The sequence below is a fragment of the Tsukamurella soli genome (assembly GCF_039541155.1).
In the GTDB taxonomy this organism is placed as follows: domain Bacteria; phylum Actinomycetota; class Actinomycetes; order Mycobacteriales; family Mycobacteriaceae; genus Tsukamurella; species Tsukamurella soli.
The window spans coordinates 45,408-64,122 of the sequence record NZ_BAABFR010000003.1 but is presented as its reverse complement, the minus strand read 5'-3'; the positions used below and the strand labels follow the sequence as shown (position 1 = coordinate 64,122).

21 protein-coding genes are annotated in these 18,715 nt (G+C 67.3%); 16 read left to right on the top strand and 5 right to left on the bottom strand.

Going from position 1 to position 18,715, the window contains the following annotated elements; translation table 11 throughout:
* Window positions 1-124 precede the first annotated feature (124 nt).
* The 10 genes from ABD908_RS01760 to ABD908_RS01715 all read left to right on the top strand — a co-directional run bounded on the left by ABD908_RS01760 (window position 125) and on the right by ABD908_RS01715 (window position 9,727).
* Window positions 125-703: a TetR/AcrR family transcriptional regulator gene (locus ABD908_RS01760; RefSeq protein WP_344990012.1), complete on the top strand. Its 579-nt coding sequence runs from the start codon at window positions 125-127 to the stop codon at window positions 701-703.
* Window positions 704-826: 123 nt separating this feature from the next.
* Window positions 827-1,450: a TetR/AcrR family transcriptional regulator gene (locus tag ABD908_RS01755; protein ID WP_344990009.1), complete on the top strand. Its 624-nt coding sequence runs from the start codon at window positions 827-829 to the stop codon at window positions 1,448-1,450.
* A 97-nt stretch (window positions 1,451-1,547) separates the two neighbouring features.
* The gene (locus ABD908_RS01750; protein WP_344990006.1) at window positions 1,548-2,462 is read left to right on the top strand and encodes an acetoacetate decarboxylase family protein; all 915 of its coding nucleotides are present in this window, start codon (window positions 1,548-1,550) and stop codon (window positions 2,460-2,462) included.
* A gap of 18 nt (window positions 2,463-2,480) precedes the next feature.
* Window positions 2,481-4,079 (top strand): succinic semialdehyde dehydrogenase, encoded by a 1,599-nt coding sequence (locus ABD908_RS01745; RefSeq protein WP_344990003.1) that lies wholly within the window; start codon window positions 2,481-2,483, stop codon window positions 4,077-4,079.
* A 33-nt stretch (window positions 4,080-4,112) separates the two neighbouring features.
* On the top strand, window positions 4,113-4,922 hold the full coding sequence (locus ABD908_RS01740; RefSeq protein ID WP_344990001.1) for an SDR family NAD(P)-dependent oxidoreductase: 810 nt from the start codon (window positions 4,113-4,115) through the stop codon (window positions 4,920-4,922).
* A 17-nt stretch (window positions 4,923-4,939) separates the two neighbouring features.
* On the top strand, window positions 4,940-5,911 hold the full coding sequence (locus tag ABD908_RS01735) for an NAD(P)H-quinone oxidoreductase (protein ID WP_344990121.1): 972 nt from the start codon (window positions 4,940-4,942) through the stop codon (window positions 5,909-5,911).
* Window positions 5,912-6,158: 247 nt separating this feature from the next.
* Window positions 6,159-6,794 (top strand): SRPBCC family protein, encoded by a 636-nt coding sequence (locus ABD908_RS01730; RefSeq protein ID WP_344989998.1) that lies wholly within the window; start codon window positions 6,159-6,161, stop codon window positions 6,792-6,794.
* 106 nt (window positions 6,795-6,900) lie between these two features.
* Entirely contained in the window at window positions 6,901-8,049 is a 1,149-nt protein-coding gene (locus ABD908_RS01725; protein WP_344989995.1) for a saccharopine dehydrogenase family protein, read from the top strand.
* Complete coding sequence (locus ABD908_RS01720) at window positions 8,046-8,456, top strand: PPOX class F420-dependent oxidoreductase (RefSeq protein WP_344989992.1); 411 nt, start codon at window positions 8,046-8,048, stop codon at window positions 8,454-8,456. Before ABD908_RS01725 ends, ABD908_RS01720 begins: the two co-directional genes overlap by 4 nt.
* A 302-nt stretch (window positions 8,457-8,758) precedes the next feature.
* The gene (locus tag ABD908_RS01715; protein ID WP_344989989.1) at window positions 8,759-9,727 is read left to right on the top strand and encodes an alpha/beta hydrolase; all 969 of its coding nucleotides are present in this window, start codon (window positions 8,759-8,761) and stop codon (window positions 9,725-9,727) included.
* A gap of 290 nt (window positions 9,728-10,017) precedes the next feature.
* On the opposite strand, the gene ABD908_RS01710 is transcribed toward ABD908_RS01715, so the two are convergent.
* Together ABD908_RS01710 and ABD908_RS01705 are read right to left on the bottom strand one after the other, a co-directional pair.
* Window positions 10,018-10,266: a hypothetical protein gene (locus ABD908_RS01710; protein WP_344989986.1), complete on the bottom strand. Its 249-nt coding sequence runs from the start codon at window positions 10,264-10,266 to the stop codon at window positions 10,018-10,020.
* Window positions 10,267-10,389: 123 nt separating this feature from the next.
* Window positions 10,390-11,088, bottom strand: a complete 699-nt coding sequence (locus tag ABD908_RS01705; protein WP_344989983.1) for a hypothetical protein — start codon at window positions 11,086-11,088, stop codon at window positions 10,390-10,392.
* Window positions 11,089-11,339: 251 nt separating this feature from the next.
* On the opposite strand from ABD908_RS01705, the gene ABD908_RS01700 reads away from it, so the two are divergent.
* A complete protein-coding gene (locus ABD908_RS01700) occupies window positions 11,340-11,726 on the top strand; it encodes a hypothetical protein (RefSeq protein ID WP_344989980.1) in 387 nt (128 codons plus the stop codon).
* 28 nt (window positions 11,727-11,754) lie between these two features.
* On the opposite strand, the gene ABD908_RS01695 is transcribed toward ABD908_RS01700, so the two are convergent.
* Window positions 11,755-12,099, bottom strand: a complete 345-nt coding sequence (locus ABD908_RS01695) for a hypothetical protein (protein ID WP_344989977.1) — start codon at window positions 12,097-12,099, stop codon at window positions 11,755-11,757.
* A 76-nt stretch (window positions 12,100-12,175) separates the two neighbouring features.
* On the opposite strand from ABD908_RS01695, the gene ABD908_RS01690 reads away from it, so the two are divergent.
* Complete coding sequence (locus tag ABD908_RS01690) at window positions 12,176-12,586, top strand: hypothetical protein (protein ID WP_344989974.1); 411 nt, start codon at window positions 12,176-12,178, stop codon at window positions 12,584-12,586.
* Between the two features lie 9 nt (window positions 12,587-12,595).
* On the opposite strand, the gene ABD908_RS01685 is transcribed toward ABD908_RS01690, so the two are convergent.
* Both ABD908_RS01685 and ABD908_RS01680 read right to left on the bottom strand, forming a co-directional pair.
* A complete protein-coding gene (locus ABD908_RS01685) occupies window positions 12,596-12,964 on the bottom strand; it encodes a hypothetical protein (RefSeq protein ID WP_344989971.1) in 369 nt (122 codons plus the stop codon).
* A gap of 17 nt (window positions 12,965-12,981) precedes the next feature.
* A complete protein-coding gene (locus tag ABD908_RS01680; RefSeq protein WP_344989968.1) occupies window positions 12,982-14,082 on the bottom strand; it encodes an ImmA/IrrE family metallo-endopeptidase in 1,101 nt (366 codons plus the stop codon).
* Window positions 14,083-14,359: 277 nt separating this feature from the next.
* On the opposite strand from ABD908_RS01680, the gene ABD908_RS01675 reads away from it, so the two are divergent.
* From ABD908_RS01675 to ABD908_RS01660, 4 genes are read left to right on the top strand one after another with little or no spacing between them, the layout of a single operon-like run.
* The gene (locus ABD908_RS01675; protein WP_344989966.1) at window positions 14,360-15,064 is read left to right on the top strand and encodes a hypothetical protein; all 705 of its coding nucleotides are present in this window, start codon (window positions 14,360-14,362) and stop codon (window positions 15,062-15,064) included.
* Window positions 15,061-16,185 carry a tyrosine-type recombinase/integrase gene (locus ABD908_RS01670; protein ID WP_344989963.1) on the top strand — a complete coding sequence of 375 codons (1,125 nt, stop codon included), beginning with the start codon at window positions 15,061-15,063 and terminating at the stop codon, window positions 16,183-16,185. Before ABD908_RS01675 ends, ABD908_RS01670 begins: the two co-directional genes overlap by 4 nt.
* Window positions 16,172-18,172, top strand: a complete 2,001-nt coding sequence (locus ABD908_RS01665) for a tyrosine-type recombinase/integrase (RefSeq protein WP_344989960.1) — start codon at window positions 16,172-16,174, stop codon at window positions 18,170-18,172. The genes ABD908_RS01670 and ABD908_RS01665 overlap by 14 nt, the downstream gene beginning before the upstream one ends.
* Window positions 18,169-18,630, top strand: coding sequence for a DUF6262 family protein (locus tag ABD908_RS01660; protein WP_344989958.1), 462 nt, complete (start codon window positions 18,169-18,171; stop codon window positions 18,628-18,630). The genes ABD908_RS01665 and ABD908_RS01660 overlap by 4 nt, the downstream gene beginning before the upstream one ends.
* Window positions 18,631-18,715 lie beyond the last annotated feature (85 nt).

Genomic DNA, 18,715 nt, shown 5'->3' with positions numbered 1-18,715 from the left:
CACGATGTGCACGCTGCTTACATTAGGGTCTGCGGGCGTCCCCGTCAACCGGCTCCGTCTCGAGCCTGGACAGCTGGGGCCTCGCCAGCACGGGAAACACTGAAGGCGCCGATAAGCTTGCGTGATGCAGTCTCGTCCGACTTATCATCACGGCGACCTCCCGGCGACGTTGGTGCGTGCCGCAATCGAGCTCCTCGACACCGACGGAGCCGAGGCCGACGTCTCCTTGCGGGCAGTCGCCCGTAAGGCAGGGGTCTCCACCGGTGCGCCTTACCGGCACTTCGAAGACCGGAACGCTTTGCTATCGGCGGTCGCGGCAGTCGGATACCGCGAACTCGCCGCGCTCCTGCAGTCGGCGCATCCGGGGCCTGAATCCGTGGCCGATCTCGCCGACATCGCGGTCGCCTACGTGCAGTTCGCAATCACGCGCCCGGGGCTGTTTCGAGTCATGTTCGCGGGCGTGTGCGACACCTCCAATCCGGAACGCGTCGACGCTGTGGAAGCGATCGACAACTACCTCAGAGACATCATCAAACGCGGAACAGCAACAGAGACGCCTGAGGTCGTCGCTACCGGGGCGTGGGCGCTGGTTCACGGGCTCGCGTTCCTTTTCCTCGACGGCAAGCTCGATGCGACCGACCGCGATCAGGTCGACTCCCACGTCCGTGCTGTCGTCACAGCCACACTCGGCCTCAGTCACTGAATCTCAGCCGCGGAAAGGGATTTGACCCTCGGACCCAGCGGCCCCCAGCTCCGAGGCCCCATCCATCTAGAGTAAGCAGCGCTTACACTAGATGAAGCGGCTGAACTCACAGGGGGCGAACCAATGACGGGCGAACCAACGACGCCAACGACTCCGTACCATCGCGGCGACGTGCCGAAGTCAATGATCAGGGCCGGCATCGCCTTGCTCGACGAAGAAGGCGGCGCGACCTCTTTGTCGCTCCGCGCCGCCGCGAGGCGTGCCGGAGTATCGGCCGCGGCACCGTACCGCCACTTCGAGGACCGCACGTCATTCTTGTCGGCGATTGCGACGGTCGGATACCGCGAGCTGATCGTCGCGCTGGAGCGAGCGCAGCGCTCGTCGCCCAGTCCCGACGACCTTGCTGATGTCGCCGTTGCATACGTCCGGTTCGCGCTCGACCGGCCAGGACTGTTCCGGGTGATGTTTGCAGAACCTTGTGACCCGTCCGACTGTGACCGGCAACGCGCGGCCGACGCACTGGAGGACTACCTGCATCATCTGGTGCAGCGCTTCGCTCCCGACGCCGATCCGGGCGCAACAGCCACGGCGACCTGGGCAATGGTCCATGGGCTGGCGTTTCTCCATCTCGATGGCAAATACGCCCACAGTTCACTCAGCGAACTCGAGGCGCGAGTGCGCGGTGCTGTCCGCGCCGCCATCGGTTCGAGGCCAGTTGCCCGCGATCACCTACGCAGCCGGTACTGAGGTAGCCCCGAGGGGGCACTGACCCAGGTGTTGACAGCGCTTACATCGCGGTCTAATGTCATGTAAGCAACGCATACATCAGAGGTGAGGAGCCGAAATGGCCAACGCAGCACACGAGACGACCGAGGTTGAACTGGGCGACAAGACCGTCGCGATCCCGAAGGGCGGCCTGTTCGACCGCTATCGGATGGACGTCCCGCTCGACGAGGTAGCCGCCGACCCGCGCGTCCCCAGCGTCGACTTCTTCCGCACGCTGCCCAAGACGCAGGTCGAATCTCCGATCGGCACCACCCGCACCCCGAACTTCTACTACGCCATGACGTCCGCGCGTTTGACGATGCTCGCGCCGTCCAGTGCGATCCGCCGGCGCATTCCCGACGAGCTCGCGCCTCTCGAGGTGGCGCCGGGCCTCGGTGTCGTGTCGCTGATGCTCTTCCGCTACGACGTGTGCGATATCGACTTCTACACCGAGGCCGCTGTCGGTGTCGCGGTGCGTCCGGCCCGCAACGGCGGTCTGACTACTGCCATCGCTGACGTCGTCACCGCGCTCGGTGACGATCATCTGCACTCGTACGTGCTCTCGCTGCCGGTCAACACTGAGATCGCGCAAGTGCGAGGACATGATGGCTACGGCTTCCCGAAGTGGGTTACCGACCTCGACGTTGACATCGACGCCTCGCGCACCACTGCGCGCATCGCCAACGCGAACGGCGGTGTCGACGTTGCCTTCTCCGCCCCCACGCCGAAGCAGAAGAGCTTCGCCAGCGGCGAGAAGGTCTCGACCCTCACTTCGTACACCAAGCGCGACGGCGCGTGGCACACCACGCTCAACCAGACCAACATCCTCGCGAGCGGTACCGCGTTGTTCCCCCGCGGTGTTGACCTCGAGATCGGGGAAGGCCGGATGGCCGACGACCTGCGTGCACTCAAGCCCATCCGCGCCATTCAGTTCGACGCCAACACCTCTGCCCAGGCCGCGCTGCACATGCCGGTTCCCTTCTCGGTTCGCTGATCTCCAGGAGCATCGATCATGACAACTACAACCATCACTGGCAGCGGCAATGCCGCCGCATCGAGCCTGCCGGCATCGCTGTCCTCCGGAATGCTCGGCCGTCTGACCCAGCGCGTCACCCATTCACCGGACGCTCAGCGGGTCGTCACGACGGCGCCGTACACGGGCGCACCGCTGGGCGACTTCCCGGTCTCTACCCCGGCCGACGTCGACGAGGCGTACATCCGTGCCCGACGTGCCCAGCAGGGTTGGGCCGCAACGCCGGCCGCCGACCGCGCGAAGGTTCTCTTGAGGTTCCACGACCTGGTCCTTAAGAACCAGCAGGTCGGTCTCGACCTGATGCAGGCGGAGAATGGCAAGACCCGGCGCGACGCGTTCCTCGAGGTCGCCGACGCCGCGATCGCCGCGCGCTACTACGCGCGGACTGGCCCCAAGGTCCTCGCCCCGGAACGCCGTCGCGGCGCCCTTCCGTTCCTCACCCACACCACCGAGCTGCATCACCCGAAGGGGGTGGTGGCGATCATCTCACCGTGGAACTATCCGCTGTCGATGGCCGCAACTGATGCGATCGCCGCGCTGATGGCCGGCAACGCCGTCGTGCAGAAGCCCGACACCCAGACCGCCCTCACCGCGCTGTGGGCCATGGATCTGATGTACCAGGCGGGCCTACCCACCGACGTGTGGCAGATGGTGATCGGCCGCGGCAGCTCCATCGGCGATGCCCTCATGAACGGCGCCGACTACATGATGTTCACCGGCTCCACCGCCACCGGACGGCAGATCGCCCGCGACGCCGGCGAGCGCCTGATCGGTGCATCACTCGAACTCGGCGGCAAGAACGCGATGGTCGTCCTCGACGACGCAGACATCGACCGGGCCGCCACGGGTGCTGTCGCCGCCGCATTCCCCTCGGCCGGACAGCTGTGCGTGTCGGTCGAACGCCTGTACGTGGCCGAATCCATACGCGATGAGTTCGTCGCGAAGTTCGTCGAGCGCACCAAGGCCCTCAAGATCGGGGCCGCCTACGACTTCAGCATGGACGTCGGTAGCCTCACCACCGACAAGCAGCTCAAGACGGTCACCGGCCACGTGGCGGATGCGGTCAGCAAGGGAGCAGTCGTGCTCGCCGGCGGTCACGCGCGGCCGGATATCGGGCCACTTTTCCACGAGCCGACGATCCTCACCGACGTCACCGAGGACATGACGCTGTACGCCCACGAGACTTTCGGCCCCGTGGTGTCGATCTACACCGTCGCCGACGACGACGAGGCCGTCGCGCGTGCGAACGACACCGTGTACGGCCTCAACAGCAGCGTCTGGGGCCGGGACACCACGCGAGCGCGATCGGTCGCCGCGCGACTGCATTCCGGCACTGTCAACATCAACGATGCCTTCGCCGCCGCGTGGGGCAGCATCGACTCCCCGATGGGTGGCATGGGCGACTCGGGCCTCGGCCGGCGCCACGGCGTTGACGGCATCCTCAAGTACACCGAAGCGCAGACCGTCGCCCACCAGGCTCGGCTCAACTTCTACCCGCCCGCGGGACTGTCGTGGGAGACGTGGACCCCGGCACTGACCACGGCGCTGCGGATCTGGAAGTCGGTCGGCGCCCGCTGACCGAGGCCCGCACCGACTGACGAAAGGAGCGCCATGCTGAATCGATTCGTTCGCCCCGCACCGACCGATTACACAGGAACAACCGCACTGATCACGGGCGCCAGTTCCGGACTGGGGGCCGAATTCGCCGAGCAGTTTGCGGCGCGCGGCGCGAACCTCGTCCTCGTCGCCCGGCGCGAGGACAGGCTTCGAGAGCTCGCCGCGCGAATGGAACGTGATCACCGGATCAACGCCGACGTCATCGCGCTCGATCTCGCACGCGGTGATTCCGCGGCCGCGCTCCGGGCGGAAGTGACCACCCGAGGCATCACTGTCGACTCGCTGATCAACAACGCCGGCTTTGGACTCAAGGCCCCGTTCATCGAGGAAGACCCCGCCAAACTGGCCGCCATGGTGGCCGTCAACGTCGCGACGCTGACCGACCTGACTCGACAGTTCCTCCCAGAACTCGTAGCCAGGGGCCGCGGCGTGCTCATCAACATCGCGAGTACCGCAGCGCACCAACCCACCCCCGGGATGGCCGCTTATGGCGCGACCAAAGCGTACGTACTCTCCCTCACCGAGGCGATCGCCTACGAAACCCGGAATTCCGGCCTCAAGGTACTCGCACTGAGTCCAGGCCCCACACGCACCGAGTTCTTCGACGTCGTCGGCACCGAGGACGCCGCCGTCGGCCGCTTCCAGACCGCGACGCAGGTGGTTTCGACCGCACTGGCGGAACTCGACCGTACCCATCCTCGCGCGGGGATCGTTTCCGGTCGACAGAACGCCATCAGCGCCGTCGCAGCCCGCCTAGCTCCCCGCGCACTCGCGACCGCAATCGCAGGAAAGGCTTTGCAATGAAAACTCTTCCATCCACAATGAAGTCCATCGTCGTCGATTCTGAGAAGAATCTCGTACTGGACGAGGTCCCGACCCCGGAGCCCGCGCCCGGCGAGGTCCTCGTTGAGGTAGCAGCGGCAGGGATCAACCGCGCCGACCTCATGCAGCGGCAGGGCCTGTACCCGCCGCCCCCGGGTATCACCGACATCATCGGCATGGAGATCTCCGGCACCGTCGTGGCACTCGGCCCCGGTGTCGAAGGCGTCGCGGTCGGCGCGGAAGTGTGCGCGCTCATCGCAGGCGGTGGATATGCCCAGTTCGCCGTTGTTCCGGCTGGTCAGCTCCTGCCCGTGCCCGCCGGAATCTCGCTCATCGACTCGGCGGCGCTGCCTGAGGTGGCGAGCACCGTGTGGTCGACGATCGTGATGGATGCCGGGCTCAAGTCGGGTGAGTTGTTCCTCGTACACGGCGGCGGCAGCGGAATCGGGACCCATGCGATCCAGGTCGCGAAGGCGCTCGGAGCGCGGGTGGCCGTGACCGTCGGGTCCGAGGCGAAGGCCGAGCGATGCCGGGAGCTGGGCGCCGACATCGTCATCAATTACCGCGAGCAGGACTTCGCTGCCGAACTGGCCGGTCAGGTCGATGTGATTCTCGACATCATGGGCGGCAGTTACTTGGCACGCAACATCGACGCGCTCGGCGTCGGCGGGCGACTGGTGGTCATCGGTATGCAGGGCGGATTCACCGGCGAAGCGAACGTCGGCGCCCTGATCGGCAAGCGGGCCCGCATCATCGGCCTCAACGTCCGGAACCGGCCGCTCACCGGCCCGGGTTCAAAGGCTGAGATCGTGGCCGCAGTCGCCGCGAACGAATGGCCGCTCGTCGAGCAGGGACTCATCCGCCCGGTGATCTCCGCGAAGCTGGCACTCGCCGACGCCGAACAGGGTCAGACTCTGCTCGAGTCGAAGGACTCGGTAGGCAAGGTCCTGCTTCTGACCGCACAAGATTGAGTCGTCGTCCAATCAGTAGTGAGCAGTGGAGGGCGCGATGAACGCGACTACGAGAGTGTGGATGCTGGGTGACGCACCCGAACCACGCCGGATCTTCACCGAAGCAGGGTGGACAGTGTCGGTGGCGGGCCCGGGAGCGGCGGCACCGGCCGAAGACGTCGATCTGGTGTTCTGGAACGGTGCCGACACCACCCGCGAATCCCGCACCGCGCTCGTCGACAGATACCGATCCGGAGCGCCGCTCGCGGTGCTCGGGCAGAGCCAAGCGACGGCATTGACCGGTGTGTACTACCCCCGTGGCCGGTTTCCCTACCGCCAGCGCGTCCTCATCGAACGCAATCTGTACATCGGCGCGAAGGAATCCGACGACGCCGCTCTCGCGCATCGGATCGTTGCGGAGTTCTCGCCGCCGCTGTTCGACATCACCGTCACTCAGTTCGTTGCTGCGCCCCGGGCGATCCTGTACGACCACATCAGCGATATCACGCACATGGGCGAGCTCAGCCCCGAGAACGTCCGCACCCGGTGGCTCCAGAAGGGACATCGATTCGTCGGTACGAACCGCATCGGCGCCTTCTACCGCTGGACCATGAGAGGCACCATCGACGAAGCCTCCCCCGGAGAAGCGTTCGGATTCCTCACCGATTCCCCATCCGAGACCCACTGGCGCTACACCTTCACCGATGCCCCGGGCGGCACCCTCGTCACCGAGACGATGCGCAAACACACGCCACAGATCCGGCCCGTCGTCATACTCCAGGACATGTCCGGGGCACGTGATCGGCGACAGAACCTCCGCGAAGGAATGACCTCGACCCTCGAAGCACTGAAAAGGCGCTTCGAGACGCCGACCCCACGCCAAACAACGGAGCCCCACCCATGATCCGACCGCCCTGGCCGAATCGATGCGCGCCGCCGTCGACGATCATCCATCGCAAAACCCGACACCTCGGCGAACTGAGCGTAGCGGCCCCTGAGGAGGACCAACAATGACGCAGCCACAGAACGATACTGCTCCAGGGCGGATCGTCGTCTTCGGCGCCACCGGATACGCCGGAGGTCTCGCCGCCGAGGCACTTGTCGCACGCGGGTTGCACCCCGTGCTGTCCGGACGATCCGAAAGCAGGCTCGCCGCACTCGCGAGCCGCTTAGGCGGACTGGACTACCAGGTCGCCGACGTGACCAACCCCGCGAGCGTCCGCGCCCTCGTCGGCGCCGGTGACGTGCTGGTCACCGGTGTCGGCCCATTCGAGCGAGTCGGGTGGGTCGCCGCCGAGGCGGCCGTTCACGCCGGCGCGCACTACGTGGACTCGACCGGCGAGGTCGGCTTCGTTCGCGAACTACATCGGCGCCATGATGCCCACGCCCGCGCCGCAGGCTCGGTCATGCTCCCCGCCTTTGGCTACGACTACGTCCCGGGCGTTCTCGCGGGCGCACTCGCCCTCGACGAGGCCGGCGCCAATGCACACGCTGTCGACATCGGCTACTTCGCGACCGGATCGCTCCGCAACGGCCTGAGCCAGGGCACACGCAAAACAGTCATCGACGGCATGAGTCTGCCGGTGGCCGTCCTGCACCACGGTGCCCTCGCCGACCGGCGGGCTGCGGCTGATGTCATCTCCTTCCCCGTCCGCGAGCGCAGCCGTGCAGCCATCCTCGCGACCGGCACCGAGGTGCTCCAGCTCCCGCGCCGATACCCGCACGTACAGGAGATCCGCGTGTTCAACGGCTGGTTCCCCGAGCTGGCCAGGCCCATGCAGGCCCTGTCGTACGCCGCCACGACCCTGTCGCGGTATGCCCTCGGCCGGCGCGCGCTCGACATTGCCCTGCCCCGGCTCGTGGGCCCCCCCGGCGGCCCTGATGCGGCTGAGCGAGCCCGGACACGTGGAATCGCAGTTGCGACTGCGCGCGCGAAATCGGGCGAGGTGCTCGCTCAGGTCGAGGTCGAGGGACCCTCGCCGTACACCGTCACCGCTGAGCTCATGGCGGTGGCCGCGGACACATTGTCCCGTGGTCTCGGGCGGGCTGCTGGCGTGGTCGGCCCGATCGACGGGCTCGGCGCCGACGCGTTCCGGTCCGCATGTGCTGACGCGGGGCTCAGCCGAAGCTCCAACCGTCCGACCGGAACCCGATCATGAGCACCTTCGACCTCGCCCACGCCCGGTACGTCTCCGTCGCGACATTCCGGAAGTCCGGGGAGCGGGTTGCAACACCCGTCTGGCCCGTGCCGCTTTCCGACGGCCGGATCGCTTTCGCGACCGCACCCGATGCCGGCAAGGTCAGACGACTTCGCAACAATCCCCGAGTCGACGTGACCGAATGCGATCTGAGGGGTCGAATCGGACCCGGCGCGCCGACCCAGACCGGGCAGGCCACGGTAGTCACCGCCGGACCGGAGGTCGCCGAGGTACGTCGCGCCCTACGCACGAAGTACGGCCTCCAGGCCGTCATCATCGGCATCGGAAGTGCGATCAAGTCGGCGGTCACCCGACGGCAATCCTCTGAGGCTGTTGTCATCATCACGCTCGACGACGCCGCATCATGAGCCGTTCTCACTCCCCCTCAACGACATTGAAGACATGCCCGGCCCAGATCCGTACTCAAGGAGCTTGGTTCGTCCGGCTCTTCAGTGAGACAGCCGGTTGGCCGGTCCGCGCAGGGTGGCCACGGCCACCCGAACTCTGAAACGAAGCGCGCTTGCTCACTGACCGCGGCGGGCATCGACACCTGAACGCCTACCGCTCGTGTGCCACCGGTGGTAGCGTCAACACCGCCCACATGTAAGCACTGTCGACATTGTGGGCGTAGGCACGCACCGGATCGTCCCACACTACGAACGGAGTAGTCATGTCCGAGCTTCCCCCGCCGATCACCCCGTACCTCGAACCCGAAGCGCAGGCACTTTCCGACGCCACCGATCCGCACCCACGAATCTACGAGGTCCCGCCCGAGCAAGGGCGACAGATCCTCGCTGACCTTCAGAACGACCCGTCCGTTCCGCGGCCGGACGTCGATGAGGAGTGGGTCGACGTAGACGCGGGCGAATGGGGCACCGTGAAGACGCGCATTATTCGGCCACGCGGCGTTGCCGGCCCGTTACCGGTCCTGGTCTACATTCACGGCGCGGGCTGGGTCTTCGGCGACGACAAGACTCACGATAGGCTTTTCCGCGAGCTCACCGTCGGCGCTGGTGCTGTCGGCGTTTTCCCTGTTTACGACCGCGCCCCCGAGTCCGGCTACCCGACTCAGGTCGAGCAGAACTACGCCGTCGGCCAGTGGGTCCTGGCCAACGGCGCTGCGCACGGGATGGACACCAGCCGCATCGCAGTCACCGGCGAGTCCGTCGGAGGCTGCATGTCAGCGGTATTCGCGCTGATGAACAAGGACCGCGGGGGCATCGACCTGAAGGCGCAGGCGCTGCTCTACCCCGTTGCGAACGCAGACTTCGACACGCCGTCCTACCTACAGTTCGCCGAGGGTTATTACCTGACTCGAGAGGGCATGCAGTGGTTCTGGGACGCGTACACCACCGATCCGGCTCAGCGCGCGGAAAAGTACGCGGCGCCACTGCAGGCCACTCTCGATGAACTCAAGGGACTTCCGCCTACGCTCGTCATCACTGATGAAGCAGATGTCCTCCGCGACGAGGGCGAGCAGTACGCGAACAAGCTGCGTGAGGCGGGAGTCGATGTGACCTCCGTCCGAGTCGCCGGGATGGTGCACGACTTCTTGCTCCTCGATAGCCTTCGCGACACCAAGGCCGCCAACGTCGCTCGCAAGCTGGCGATCGACTTCCTGCGCGACGCGCTCGCTTAGACACCTGCCGCAGGGGAGACAGGCGCCAGCGATGCACCTTGTTGTCTGGCCTTGCTGACAGTGCTTTCAGCGAAGAGTCCCCGAGCCCCTTCCGGCCCGGGGGCTCGTTGCGTCGACGGCTGCCCTACCCCGCATGCCTATCTCAGCGACCTTCTCCGGGCCCGGCGCAGGTGGTCGATTCGTCGTCCGTCGCCGCGGGGGCGCTGGTGATCGACACGATCACCGACGCGCGGCGGAACTGCTCGGTGTCGAAGGGGCTCGCGGGATCGTGGAACCAGACCAGCGACTGATCACCGACACGCGGCCACCGGGTCACCCGGGTGATCCGGTTGCGCGATGCCGTCGTAGTCGAACGCCCCCGAGGCGCTGGCGGGGCCGGGACGGCGCGTGTAGGTCAACGCGTCCAGATCCCACAGGTGCGTAGATCCCTGGGACGCGACCACCCACCGGCCACCCATACCGTCCGCGAGCTCGTCCACCGTCTCCGACGGTGGATCGTTGACGTCAGGGGCCTGCTGGACATCCGACTCATCCGTCATGGGGACTCCTCGTATCGGGGTCGGGCTCGCTGTCCCGAACGCTATGCGGTGTTCATCTAGGGCTCCGCTACCGGGGCGGCCTGTTTTCAGGCCCTGGGGTTGGCGCTGCTGCCAGAGGCAGACCTACTCGGCCGGTTCGAGGACGCGAGGATGGATCAGTTCGATCCGCGGGACGTGGATTTCGACGCCGCCGAGAACCCGCACTCGCGGCCACTCGCCGTCGACCATCGTCAGGCCGGCCTGGGCGGGGGTCAGGCCGTCCTCGGTGGGGATCAGGCACGCCTCCCCGGGTCCGGCCTTGCAGCCGGGGCAACCGGTCTTGACCTCAATGGAGATGCGCGACTTCTCGAGCTCGAGCTTCTCCTTGTCGGTGGCGTGGCGCCAGCAGCCGAACCCTTCCTGGTGACCGACCCCGGCCTGGTACAGCGGCCTCATCTGGCACGGCTCACCCGTTTTCGTCTTCGGCCGCAGGCACTTCTGCTTGAGGCTGCGGTCGAGGTCGTCCTTCTTGGCCTTGATCCGCTCGGTGTTGAGAGCCATCTGCGTCAGGTAGTCGGCGGTGTTGTCGCCGGCCGCCTCGTACAGGGCGAACACCTGCCGCGGGGACTGCGGGCCTGTCCAGCGCCGGCTGTCCGCCCCGTACACGGCGACCGGCAACTTACGTGCGACGATGCCGATCGCGACCTCGATGTAGCGCGCCAGATCGGTGTGCATGTTGCCCACCCGCTCGGGATAGATCGCGATGCCGTACTCGGTCTCGATCCGTGCGGCCTCGCGGTTGAAGCCGTTGACGGCGATCTCCACCTGCCGCAATGCCGTCATCAGCGGTGTGTGATCCAGCGGTGCGGGTTCGGGCTTGTGGCGCGGGGTGCGGTTGCGATCTGATCTTCGTGACATTGGTACAAGCGTGCCAGTAATCAGTTCGGAGGTTGCTCGACGGTGACGCACTGCTTGGTAGGAGCGGTGTGCGACGTGCGCGCGCGAAATACCAGGGGCATCCCGTCGAACCCAAACGAACAGACCATGCCGGGCCGCTCATACCGCGGTGTAGGCGTCCTGGCAGGCTGGTCCGCATGTCCGACGAGGTGAGTGAGGATGACCTGGCGGGGATCCGCGCACGGTTCCTTCCCGGGTGGTACGGGTGCCTGGATGTCGGGCCGGGCTGGTACCGGCTGATCGTCAATCTCGACCGGGAGCTGGGCGCGATCGACCCCGATTACCAGCTGGTGCAGGTCAAGGAGAAGTTCGGTGGGCTGCGGTACTACGTGGAGCTCGAACCGGACCGGCCCCGGCCGGGCTTCGATGAACTGATCCGGGCGGCGGAACGACGGTCGGAGCGGACCTGCGAGCAGTGCGGCCGCGGTGGCGGCCTCACGCGCCGCGGAAGCTGGGTCCGGACCCTGTGTGCCGCGGACGCCGCGGCGAGCGGATTCGTCCCCGACGAGGCCGCACCCAACTAGAAGATCGGTGCGGGTCCGGTGCATGCGGTCAGTCGCGGGTGTCGCGCCGCGGATGGTCGGCGATCCGGTTCCACGGCACCGTCGCGTCGTGATCGTCGAATGTGAGCGTGATGCCGAGCTCGCGGACGCCAGCGGCGGTGAGATGACGCTGGAGTGCGGTGAGAACCTCGGCGGTCGTGCCGGCGCCGACTTCTGCGGATGTCGTGGCCACCGCTTCGTCGAGTAGGAGTGCGGCCGTGCGGTACCGCTGATCGATCAGGTCCATCTCGGCGGTGATGGCGTCCACCCGGGTCCGCCAGTCCGGGTCGGCGAGAATCCGCGCCAGCCGCTCATTGCCGGACACGAACCGCACCTCGTCGCCGCTTTCCGTCATGGTCGTCAGTATCCACTCTCGGCGCGACGTTTATCCGGGTGGACAAGTGCACCGGGCCGCGCGGATCATCGCCTCCGTGGACGAGACGACAACCGGCGCCGATGCGGGAGCGATACTCGACGAGCTCGTCGGGCCCTTCTACGACGTCGATGGTGTCACCGGGTACCTCGATCTGGATGGCGATGACCTGGCGCGGATGGTCGCCGCGGAGCAGGTGATCTGGGTCCCGCTGGCCGGCGGCACACCGGTGTTCCCTGCGTGGCAGTTCCCGGACGGCCGCTGGGTGGATGAGCGGCTGCTGACCATCTGGCAGGCCCTGCGGCGCGCCGCCGAGCCGTGGACGGCGGCCTGCTGGATGTGCGCGCCGTCAGCGGACCTCGACGACCAGACGGCGATCGCCTACCTCACCCGCGGCCCGCGTGATCCCCGCCGCCTGGACACCGTCCTGGCACGGGCATCCGAAGACTGCGCCCGCTGGATGCAGTAGGGCGCGGCATCAGAGCGGTTGGTTGCTACCGGTTTCGGCGGACTCTTCCGCGAGGACCTTGGCCGTGAGACCGCGGGCGTGTGCTGCGCGCCAGGCGGCGGCGAGGTTGTCGGCGCGGCTATGCCAGGTCATCTCGCCGAGGTACTCGGCGTGTTTCTTCGTCGCATCGGTCCACCGCAGCTCCGCGTACAGGCGCCGGTATTGGCACCGGAGGACCACCCGCCCGAGAGCGTCGGGCGCGGTGCGGATGACGCGGTTGTGGCGGCCGCCTGCGGCGTCGTCCTGCTCTTTGGCCTGCACCGCCTTGTTCGAACCGCGCGGGACTCGCCAGTGGTGGTCTTTGACCGCGTCCTTGCGGTTCCAGCCCCATCGCGACATCCCGGCGGCCCGCGGTGTTAGACGACGGTCAGGTGCCGGCTGCCGGCGCTAGCACCCTCGGGTGCACCGAACAGGCTGGTGCGGCGGTCGGAGCTCAGCAGTGTCAGGGCGTCGAGCTCGGTGGTGCTGTACCCGTCGGTGGCGAGCTGAGCGAGGACATCCCGCGCGAGCTCGGGGGTCTCGGCCAGGACACCGGGCCGGGCGCCGTACATCCGGCCGGTCTCGTTGAGCAGACGGAACATCGCCCGGTACTGCCGGTCGGAGAGCACGCCGCGCTCACGTGCACGGACGACGAGCGAGGACTCGCTCACCCCCCAGTCCAGGCGCAGTTCGTCGAGCTCGTGGACGGTTCGGGTCGAGACCCGGTCCAGCGCCGGGCCGATGTCGTCGACCGGGGCGAGGAACTCAGCGGCGAAAACATCCGCCCGACGTTCGGTTTCGGCTGGGCTGACCAGGGTCATCGCATCCATCACCAGGTGCCCGAGTTCGTGCGCGAGGGTCATGCGCATCCGGTCCGGCGATAGCGCTGCGTTGACGTACACCAGGTGCGGGTGATGCGCGGTGGCGCGCAGGGTGACGGCGTCGATCTCGCGGTCGTGGAAGTCCTCGACGACGACGAAAACCCCCGCCGCTTCCAGTAGTTCGACCATCGACCGGATGGGCCCAGCGATCCGCCAGAGCCGGCGTAGGACCTGCGCGACGGTGATCTCACCGAGCTCGGCGGCGTAGTCCCCGGGGTCGAGATCGGGCAGCGCCAGCTCCGGGTCCAGGTCGGTGTGGGCGACGACCCGGCCGAGGCGCATCGCAACCAGGTTGGCGCGCGCCCAGACGCGGTCACGCTTCCACTCCGCGGTGGTGGCGTTGGCGCGGAAGTGCGTGCCCTGCGCAGGGGATCGCTCGAACGCGACGCACAGCGCCTCGACCGGGCAGTGCAGCGCCTTCGCGTAGTCATCGAGCGCCTTACCGGCCAGCGGCAGAGCACCGGCCTCGACCCGGGTGACGTGCGATCCGGAGACCCCGGCCTCCTCAGCGAGCCGCTTCTTCGACCAGCCGTGAGCTAGTCGCGTCAGCGCAACCATCACTGGGTTCGCCTCGGCCTGCGAGAAGAGTGCCGTCACCCAGATCGCCTCCAAATCCCTCGATCGATCCCTGCGCTCCACGCTATCGCGGCACCACCGCAAATCCGTGCAGAAACACCGTGTGAACTGCGATTTTCCTGCCGACCCGGTTATCTCCACCTGAAACGTAAGTGACTGGTGTGACGCCCGTCTCGTGCGCGAGATCGAGGCGAGCCGGTGTGGCTAATTCTGCAGGTCACGGCGTGTTGCCTACCTGAGAACCATACCACGTTAGGCAAAATTCCACGCAAGTAATTACATCGAGAGGAGACAGATCGTGACGACACTCATGGACGACCTCAACCCGCTGCAGGGAACGGTGTCCCGAAAGGAGGCGCAGCGGATCCTGCGCCCGGTGACGATCGGAGTCGGCGCGCTGCTGCTGGCCGCGGTCGATCACTGGAACGCACTGACCGCGGAGCAGCCGGCGCACCTACGGACGGTGCTGCAACCGCTGCTGCGGGGCAGCCACGTCGCGGCGTTCGTCTCCGCCGGCACCAACGTCTGGCTGAGCACCCAGGGGATGCATCCGCCCGGACACCTGGTTAAACGGCCCTACCAGTGGTCGGAGGTGAGCAGCCACGGCCGCACCTACCTGGCGATCCATCACAAGGAGATGGAGGGCACCAACACCCGGCGTAAGGCGTTCATCAAGCAGGACTCACAGACCCTGCAGCTGGTGGGCGATCCCACGCACTGCGAACTGACCTGGGACTACGACGCGGCCACCGATTCGCACGTGCGGCGGATCTGGGTCAGCGCCCCCGGCGTGCACTGGGAACGGTTCGAGGTCCCGATGGATCGGGTGCAACAGCGGTACGCCGCGTGGCGCAAACGGGACGTACGGTGGCTGCCCGGGCGGCTACCCGCCGACGACCTCGTCGGCACCGAGGATGTCGTACGCGATGAGCAGCATCGGCGGCGCACCGACATCAAGACCCGCCGGCCGCGCCGCGACGACGGCCTCGAGGACCAGCGATGAGGGCCGCCCAGGTCACGGTTCACGGGGTCCGGTCGTGGACGGTCATCGACGAGAACGGGCTGCCGGTGCCCGAGATCGAGCAGTTCCTGCACTGGCAGCGGGCGATCGGGCGTTCCCGGAACACCGTCCGCTCGTACGCGCGGCACCTGAGCCAGTTCTACCGCTGGCTCGCCGCCCGGGGAATCTCCTGGGACGACCTGGATTTCCAGCAGCTGTGTGACTTCGTCGCGGTCCTCACCGCAGGACTGCCGCCGCTGCCGTCACGGTGCGGAGGCCGCGCACCCGGCACCGTGAAAGCGGTCAGTGCCGCGGTCCGTGAGTTCTACGAGTACCACCGCGTCGAGGGCCGCGGACCGCAGGATCTGGTCGTGACCCGCAACCCGTCGAAGCTGCCGCGGCGCGCGCACAGCTTCCTCGCACACCTCGAACAGCGCCGCCCCCGCGAGGTCTCCCGCCTGGCCCGGCCCGACCGGCAGCCGGCCGAGACCGTGCAGGTGATCGACTTCGAAACCGACTTCGCCAAGCTCCTCGCCGCGGCGTCGACCACCCGTGATCGGTTGCTGCTGTCCGCGCAGTACGACCTGGGCCTGCGGGTCGGCCAAGCGCTCGGCCTGCGCCACGGCGACCTGAACCCGATGCGAAGGCAGGTGATGATCTGCCGCCGCGACGACAACGCCAACGGCGCCCTGTCGAAGCAGAAGACCCAGTTCATCGTTGACGCACCACGGCGGTTCTTCGACCTGTACGCCGCGTACCTGCTCGGTGAGATCGCCCACGTCGACAGTGATTACGTCTTCGTCAACCTCTCCCGCCCACCCGTCGGCGGCCCGATGACCTACTCCAATGCCTACCAGCTCATCGAACGGATCGGCGCCGCCGCCGGGATCGATGACCTCAACCCGCACATGCTCCGCCACACCCACGCCACCGCCCTGGCCAAAGCCGGATGGACCGCCGCCGAAATCGCCGCCCGCCTCGGCCAATCCCACTCAGCTAGCGCCGACGTGTACATCCACCTCGCCAGCGACGACCTCGCCGAAAAGCTCCGCCACACCGAGCATCTGGTCTGGCGAGAACCGCAGCAGCACCGAGTGAAGGGAGACGGCTATGGCACGCGGTAACGGCGAGCGCGCCCGGTCAGGGCTTAGCGACATCCCCGCTCTGCAAGTGCCGGACGGGCCCTGGTGCGCGCCGACGTGGCCGGTCGTCGACGTCGCCGGCGACCGCCGCCGCGCCGCCACCGACCCCTGCGCCGTCACCGACTGCGACGGCGAACGGTACTGGCTCGGCGGCCCCGGCGGACGCGCAGCCGCCACGTCGGGCCTGTGCTACGCCCACTACTTCCAGTGGTTCCGCGCCGGACAGCCCGCCGACTTCGACGCTTGGGCCACCATCAGCGCCCTGCCCGTCGGCGTGCCACGGGGCAGGCCCACTATCACCCAGGTCGTCGACTTCCGCCGCATCCCCGCGGCCGCCGCCGACGAAATCCGGTTCGTCGCCGCCACCAAGATCGGCCGCGGCGACTGGACCCCCAACGCCGGACTGCGCCGCGTCCTGATCGTCCTCATCGAGGTCGCCGCCGGGCGCATCACCAGCTCCCTGACCGAACGACCCGTCGACGACTGGCTAATGCTGTGCCGGCAGCACTGGCCCTACACCAACTTCGACTCCCTCTGCGCCCCCTATATCCGCAGGTTCTTCCGGCTCCTGCACGGGGCCACCGACCCCGACCCGTGGGCCGCGGACCACTGGCACTGGCGCGACGGGTTCGAGTTCGTCCTCGACACCACCCAAACCGGGGCGACACGGACCGCCGTCGACTGGGCCACCGTCCCGGTGCCCTGGCTCAAGGACGCCGTCAAACGCCTCGCCCGCCAACAGCTGTCCACCTCCAGCATGTCCTGGGGAACGCTCACCCAGTGGCTGCGCGCCACCCGTCAATTCGCCCAGTTCCTCACCCTCGACGGAACCGTCCCCGAACCGCCGGCGGTCACCCGGACGGTGTTCCTCGACTACCTCGAATGGACCCGCCGCCCCGACACCAAGGCGAACCCCCAGCTCGCGAACACCGCCGCCTACCTGCTGGAAACACTCCGCGACTGCGGACTCGTCGACGACCTGGGATCGGCGGTCTTCCTGCGCCGCGGCGAGAACGTCCACCGCAAGACCCGCCGGCCGAGGCCCTTCCCTCCCGACGTCATCGAACGCATCGACACCCTGATCGTCGACAACCCGGACACCGATCCCACCCTCCGAGCGATGATCGCCACCACACGGTGGGCAGGGTGCCGCATCTCCGAACTCGTCAGCCTCCCGATCGACTGCCTCCAACACAGCGACCAGGGGTACTGGATCGAATACTGGATGACCAAAACCAGTGCCTGGCGCCGGTTTCCCGTCCCCGATGGCCTCGCTACGATCATCCGCGACCAGCAGACCCGCGTCCGCGACACCTACGGGCCCGACGCCGAACACCTCTTCCCCGGCGCCCGATCCAGCGCCGTCGCCGGCCGCACCCAGCCCTGGTCCACCAGCGGCCTGCGGCACCGCCTCGCCGCACTGTTCCGCGAGCACGACATCACCACCTCCGTCACCACCGGCGAGAAGATCTCCGGCGGCGACGTCCACCGCTTCCGGCACACCATCGGGATGAACCTGCTCAATAACGGATGGACCCAACCGGAAGTTCGCGACTTCCTCGGCCACCACAGCGACACCATGACCGCGACGTACGCCCGCATCACCGACGACACCCTCGCCCGGAAAGCCCGAGAGTTCTGGGACACTAACCCCGACAACGGCGCTGACGCCACCGTCGAGCGACTGCGAGCCCGCTTCACGACCGCACTGCCGAACGGGTTCTGCACGCTCCCCGCGACGCAACGCTGCGAATTCCGCCCGAACCCCTGCATCGACTGCTCCTTCCACGACCCTGGCGGCCGTACCTTCCTCGGCGCGCACATCACCCACCGCGACCAGCTCAAACAACTCGCCGCCCAAGCACAGGAAAACGGCGACAGTCAGGCAGCGGAACTGAACAAGAGCATGCTCGACAAGGTCACCAAGCTCATCGACGAAATCAGCCCAGACGCGCAGGAACCCAGGTGAGTGAAGGCGACCGCGATCACCGCACAGCCCGCCTCACCGCGGCCGCCGCCGCCCGCACAACCAGCGCGACCGCCCGCGCACGGCGAGCCATCACCCGGCTGCACAACACCGGACAACCCGTGACCTTCGTCGCCGTCGCCCAAGCCGCCGACGTCTCAACCAGCTTTCTCTACAAACATCTCCAGCTCCGCCAGGAAATCGACGCGAAACGCGGCACTGCCACCGCCGGAACCGAACGCTCGACCGCGGCAAGCGTGGAATCTCTCCGCACCAAGCTCGCAACCGCGATCGACCGCAACCGCCAGCTGACCGAACTGCTCGAGCAACTACGCACCGAGAACGAGGCGCTCCGCAGCCGACTCCTCGAGCTGGGGACCCGGCCACCGGCCGCGCAAGAAATCCGTCGAGGAGAACCTGCAGATAAACCGACCGCCACAGGGCCACAACAGCCACGATGACCCCCGTCAGCCACGTCGTGGACAGTCAGGAGGCTCCTAGAGATATCGAATCTCCTAGGCTCCACTCGATGCGTCGACGGGCGCA

Excerpts from the sequence above, each read along its gene's own strand:
- ABD908_RS01760 (WP_344990012.1), top strand. The coding sequence starts at position 125 with ATGCAGTCTCGTCCGACTTATCATCACGGCGACCTCCCGGCGACGTTG.
- ABD908_RS01755 (WP_344990009.1), top strand. The coding sequence starts at position 827 with ATGACGGGCGAACCAACGACGCCAACGACTCCGTACCATCGCGGCGAC.
- ABD908_RS01750 (WP_344990006.1), top strand. The coding sequence starts at position 1,548 with ATGGCCAACGCAGCACACGAGACGACCGAGGTTGAACTGGGCGACAAG.
- ABD908_RS01745 (WP_344990003.1), top strand. The coding sequence starts at position 2,481 with ATGACAACTACAACCATCACTGGCAGCGGCAATGCCGCCGCATCGAGC.
- ABD908_RS01740 (WP_344990001.1), top strand. The coding sequence starts at position 4,113 with ATGCTGAATCGATTCGTTCGCCCCGCACCGACCGATTACACAGGAACA.
- ABD908_RS01735 (WP_344990121.1), top strand. The coding sequence starts at position 4,940 with ATGAAGTCCATCGTCGTCGATTCTGAGAAGAATCTCGTACTGGACGAG.
- ABD908_RS01725 (WP_344989995.1), top strand. The coding sequence starts at position 6,901 with ATGACGCAGCCACAGAACGATACTGCTCCAGGGCGGATCGTCGTCTTC.
- ABD908_RS01720 (WP_344989992.1), top strand. The coding sequence starts at position 8,046 with ATGAGCACCTTCGACCTCGCCCACGCCCGGTACGTCTCCGTCGCGACA.
- ABD908_RS01715 (WP_344989989.1), top strand. The coding sequence starts at position 8,759 with ATGTCCGAGCTTCCCCCGCCGATCACCCCGTACCTCGAACCCGAAGCG.
- ABD908_RS01710 (WP_344989986.1), bottom strand. The coding sequence starts at position 10,266 with ATGACGGATGAGTCGGATGTCCAGCAGGCCCCTGACGTCAACGATCCA.
- ABD908_RS01705 (WP_344989983.1), bottom strand. The coding sequence starts at position 11,088 with ATGACGGCATTGCGGCAGGTGGAGATCGCCGTCAACGGCTTCAACCGC.
- ABD908_RS01700 (WP_344989980.1), top strand. The coding sequence starts at position 11,340 with ATGTCCGACGAGGTGAGTGAGGATGACCTGGCGGGGATCCGCGCACGG.
- ABD908_RS01695 (WP_344989977.1), bottom strand. The coding sequence starts at position 12,099 with ATGACGGAAAGCGGCGACGAGGTGCGGTTCGTGTCCGGCAATGAGCGG.
- ABD908_RS01685 (WP_344989971.1), bottom strand. The coding sequence starts at position 12,964 with ATGTCGCGATGGGGCTGGAACCGCAAGGACGCGGTCAAAGACCACCAC.
- ABD908_RS01670 (WP_344989963.1), top strand. The coding sequence starts at position 15,061 with ATGAGGGCCGCCCAGGTCACGGTTCACGGGGTCCGGTCGTGGACGGTC.
- ABD908_RS01665 (WP_344989960.1), top strand. The coding sequence starts at position 16,172 with ATGGCACGCGGTAACGGCGAGCGCGCCCGGTCAGGGCTTAGCGACATC.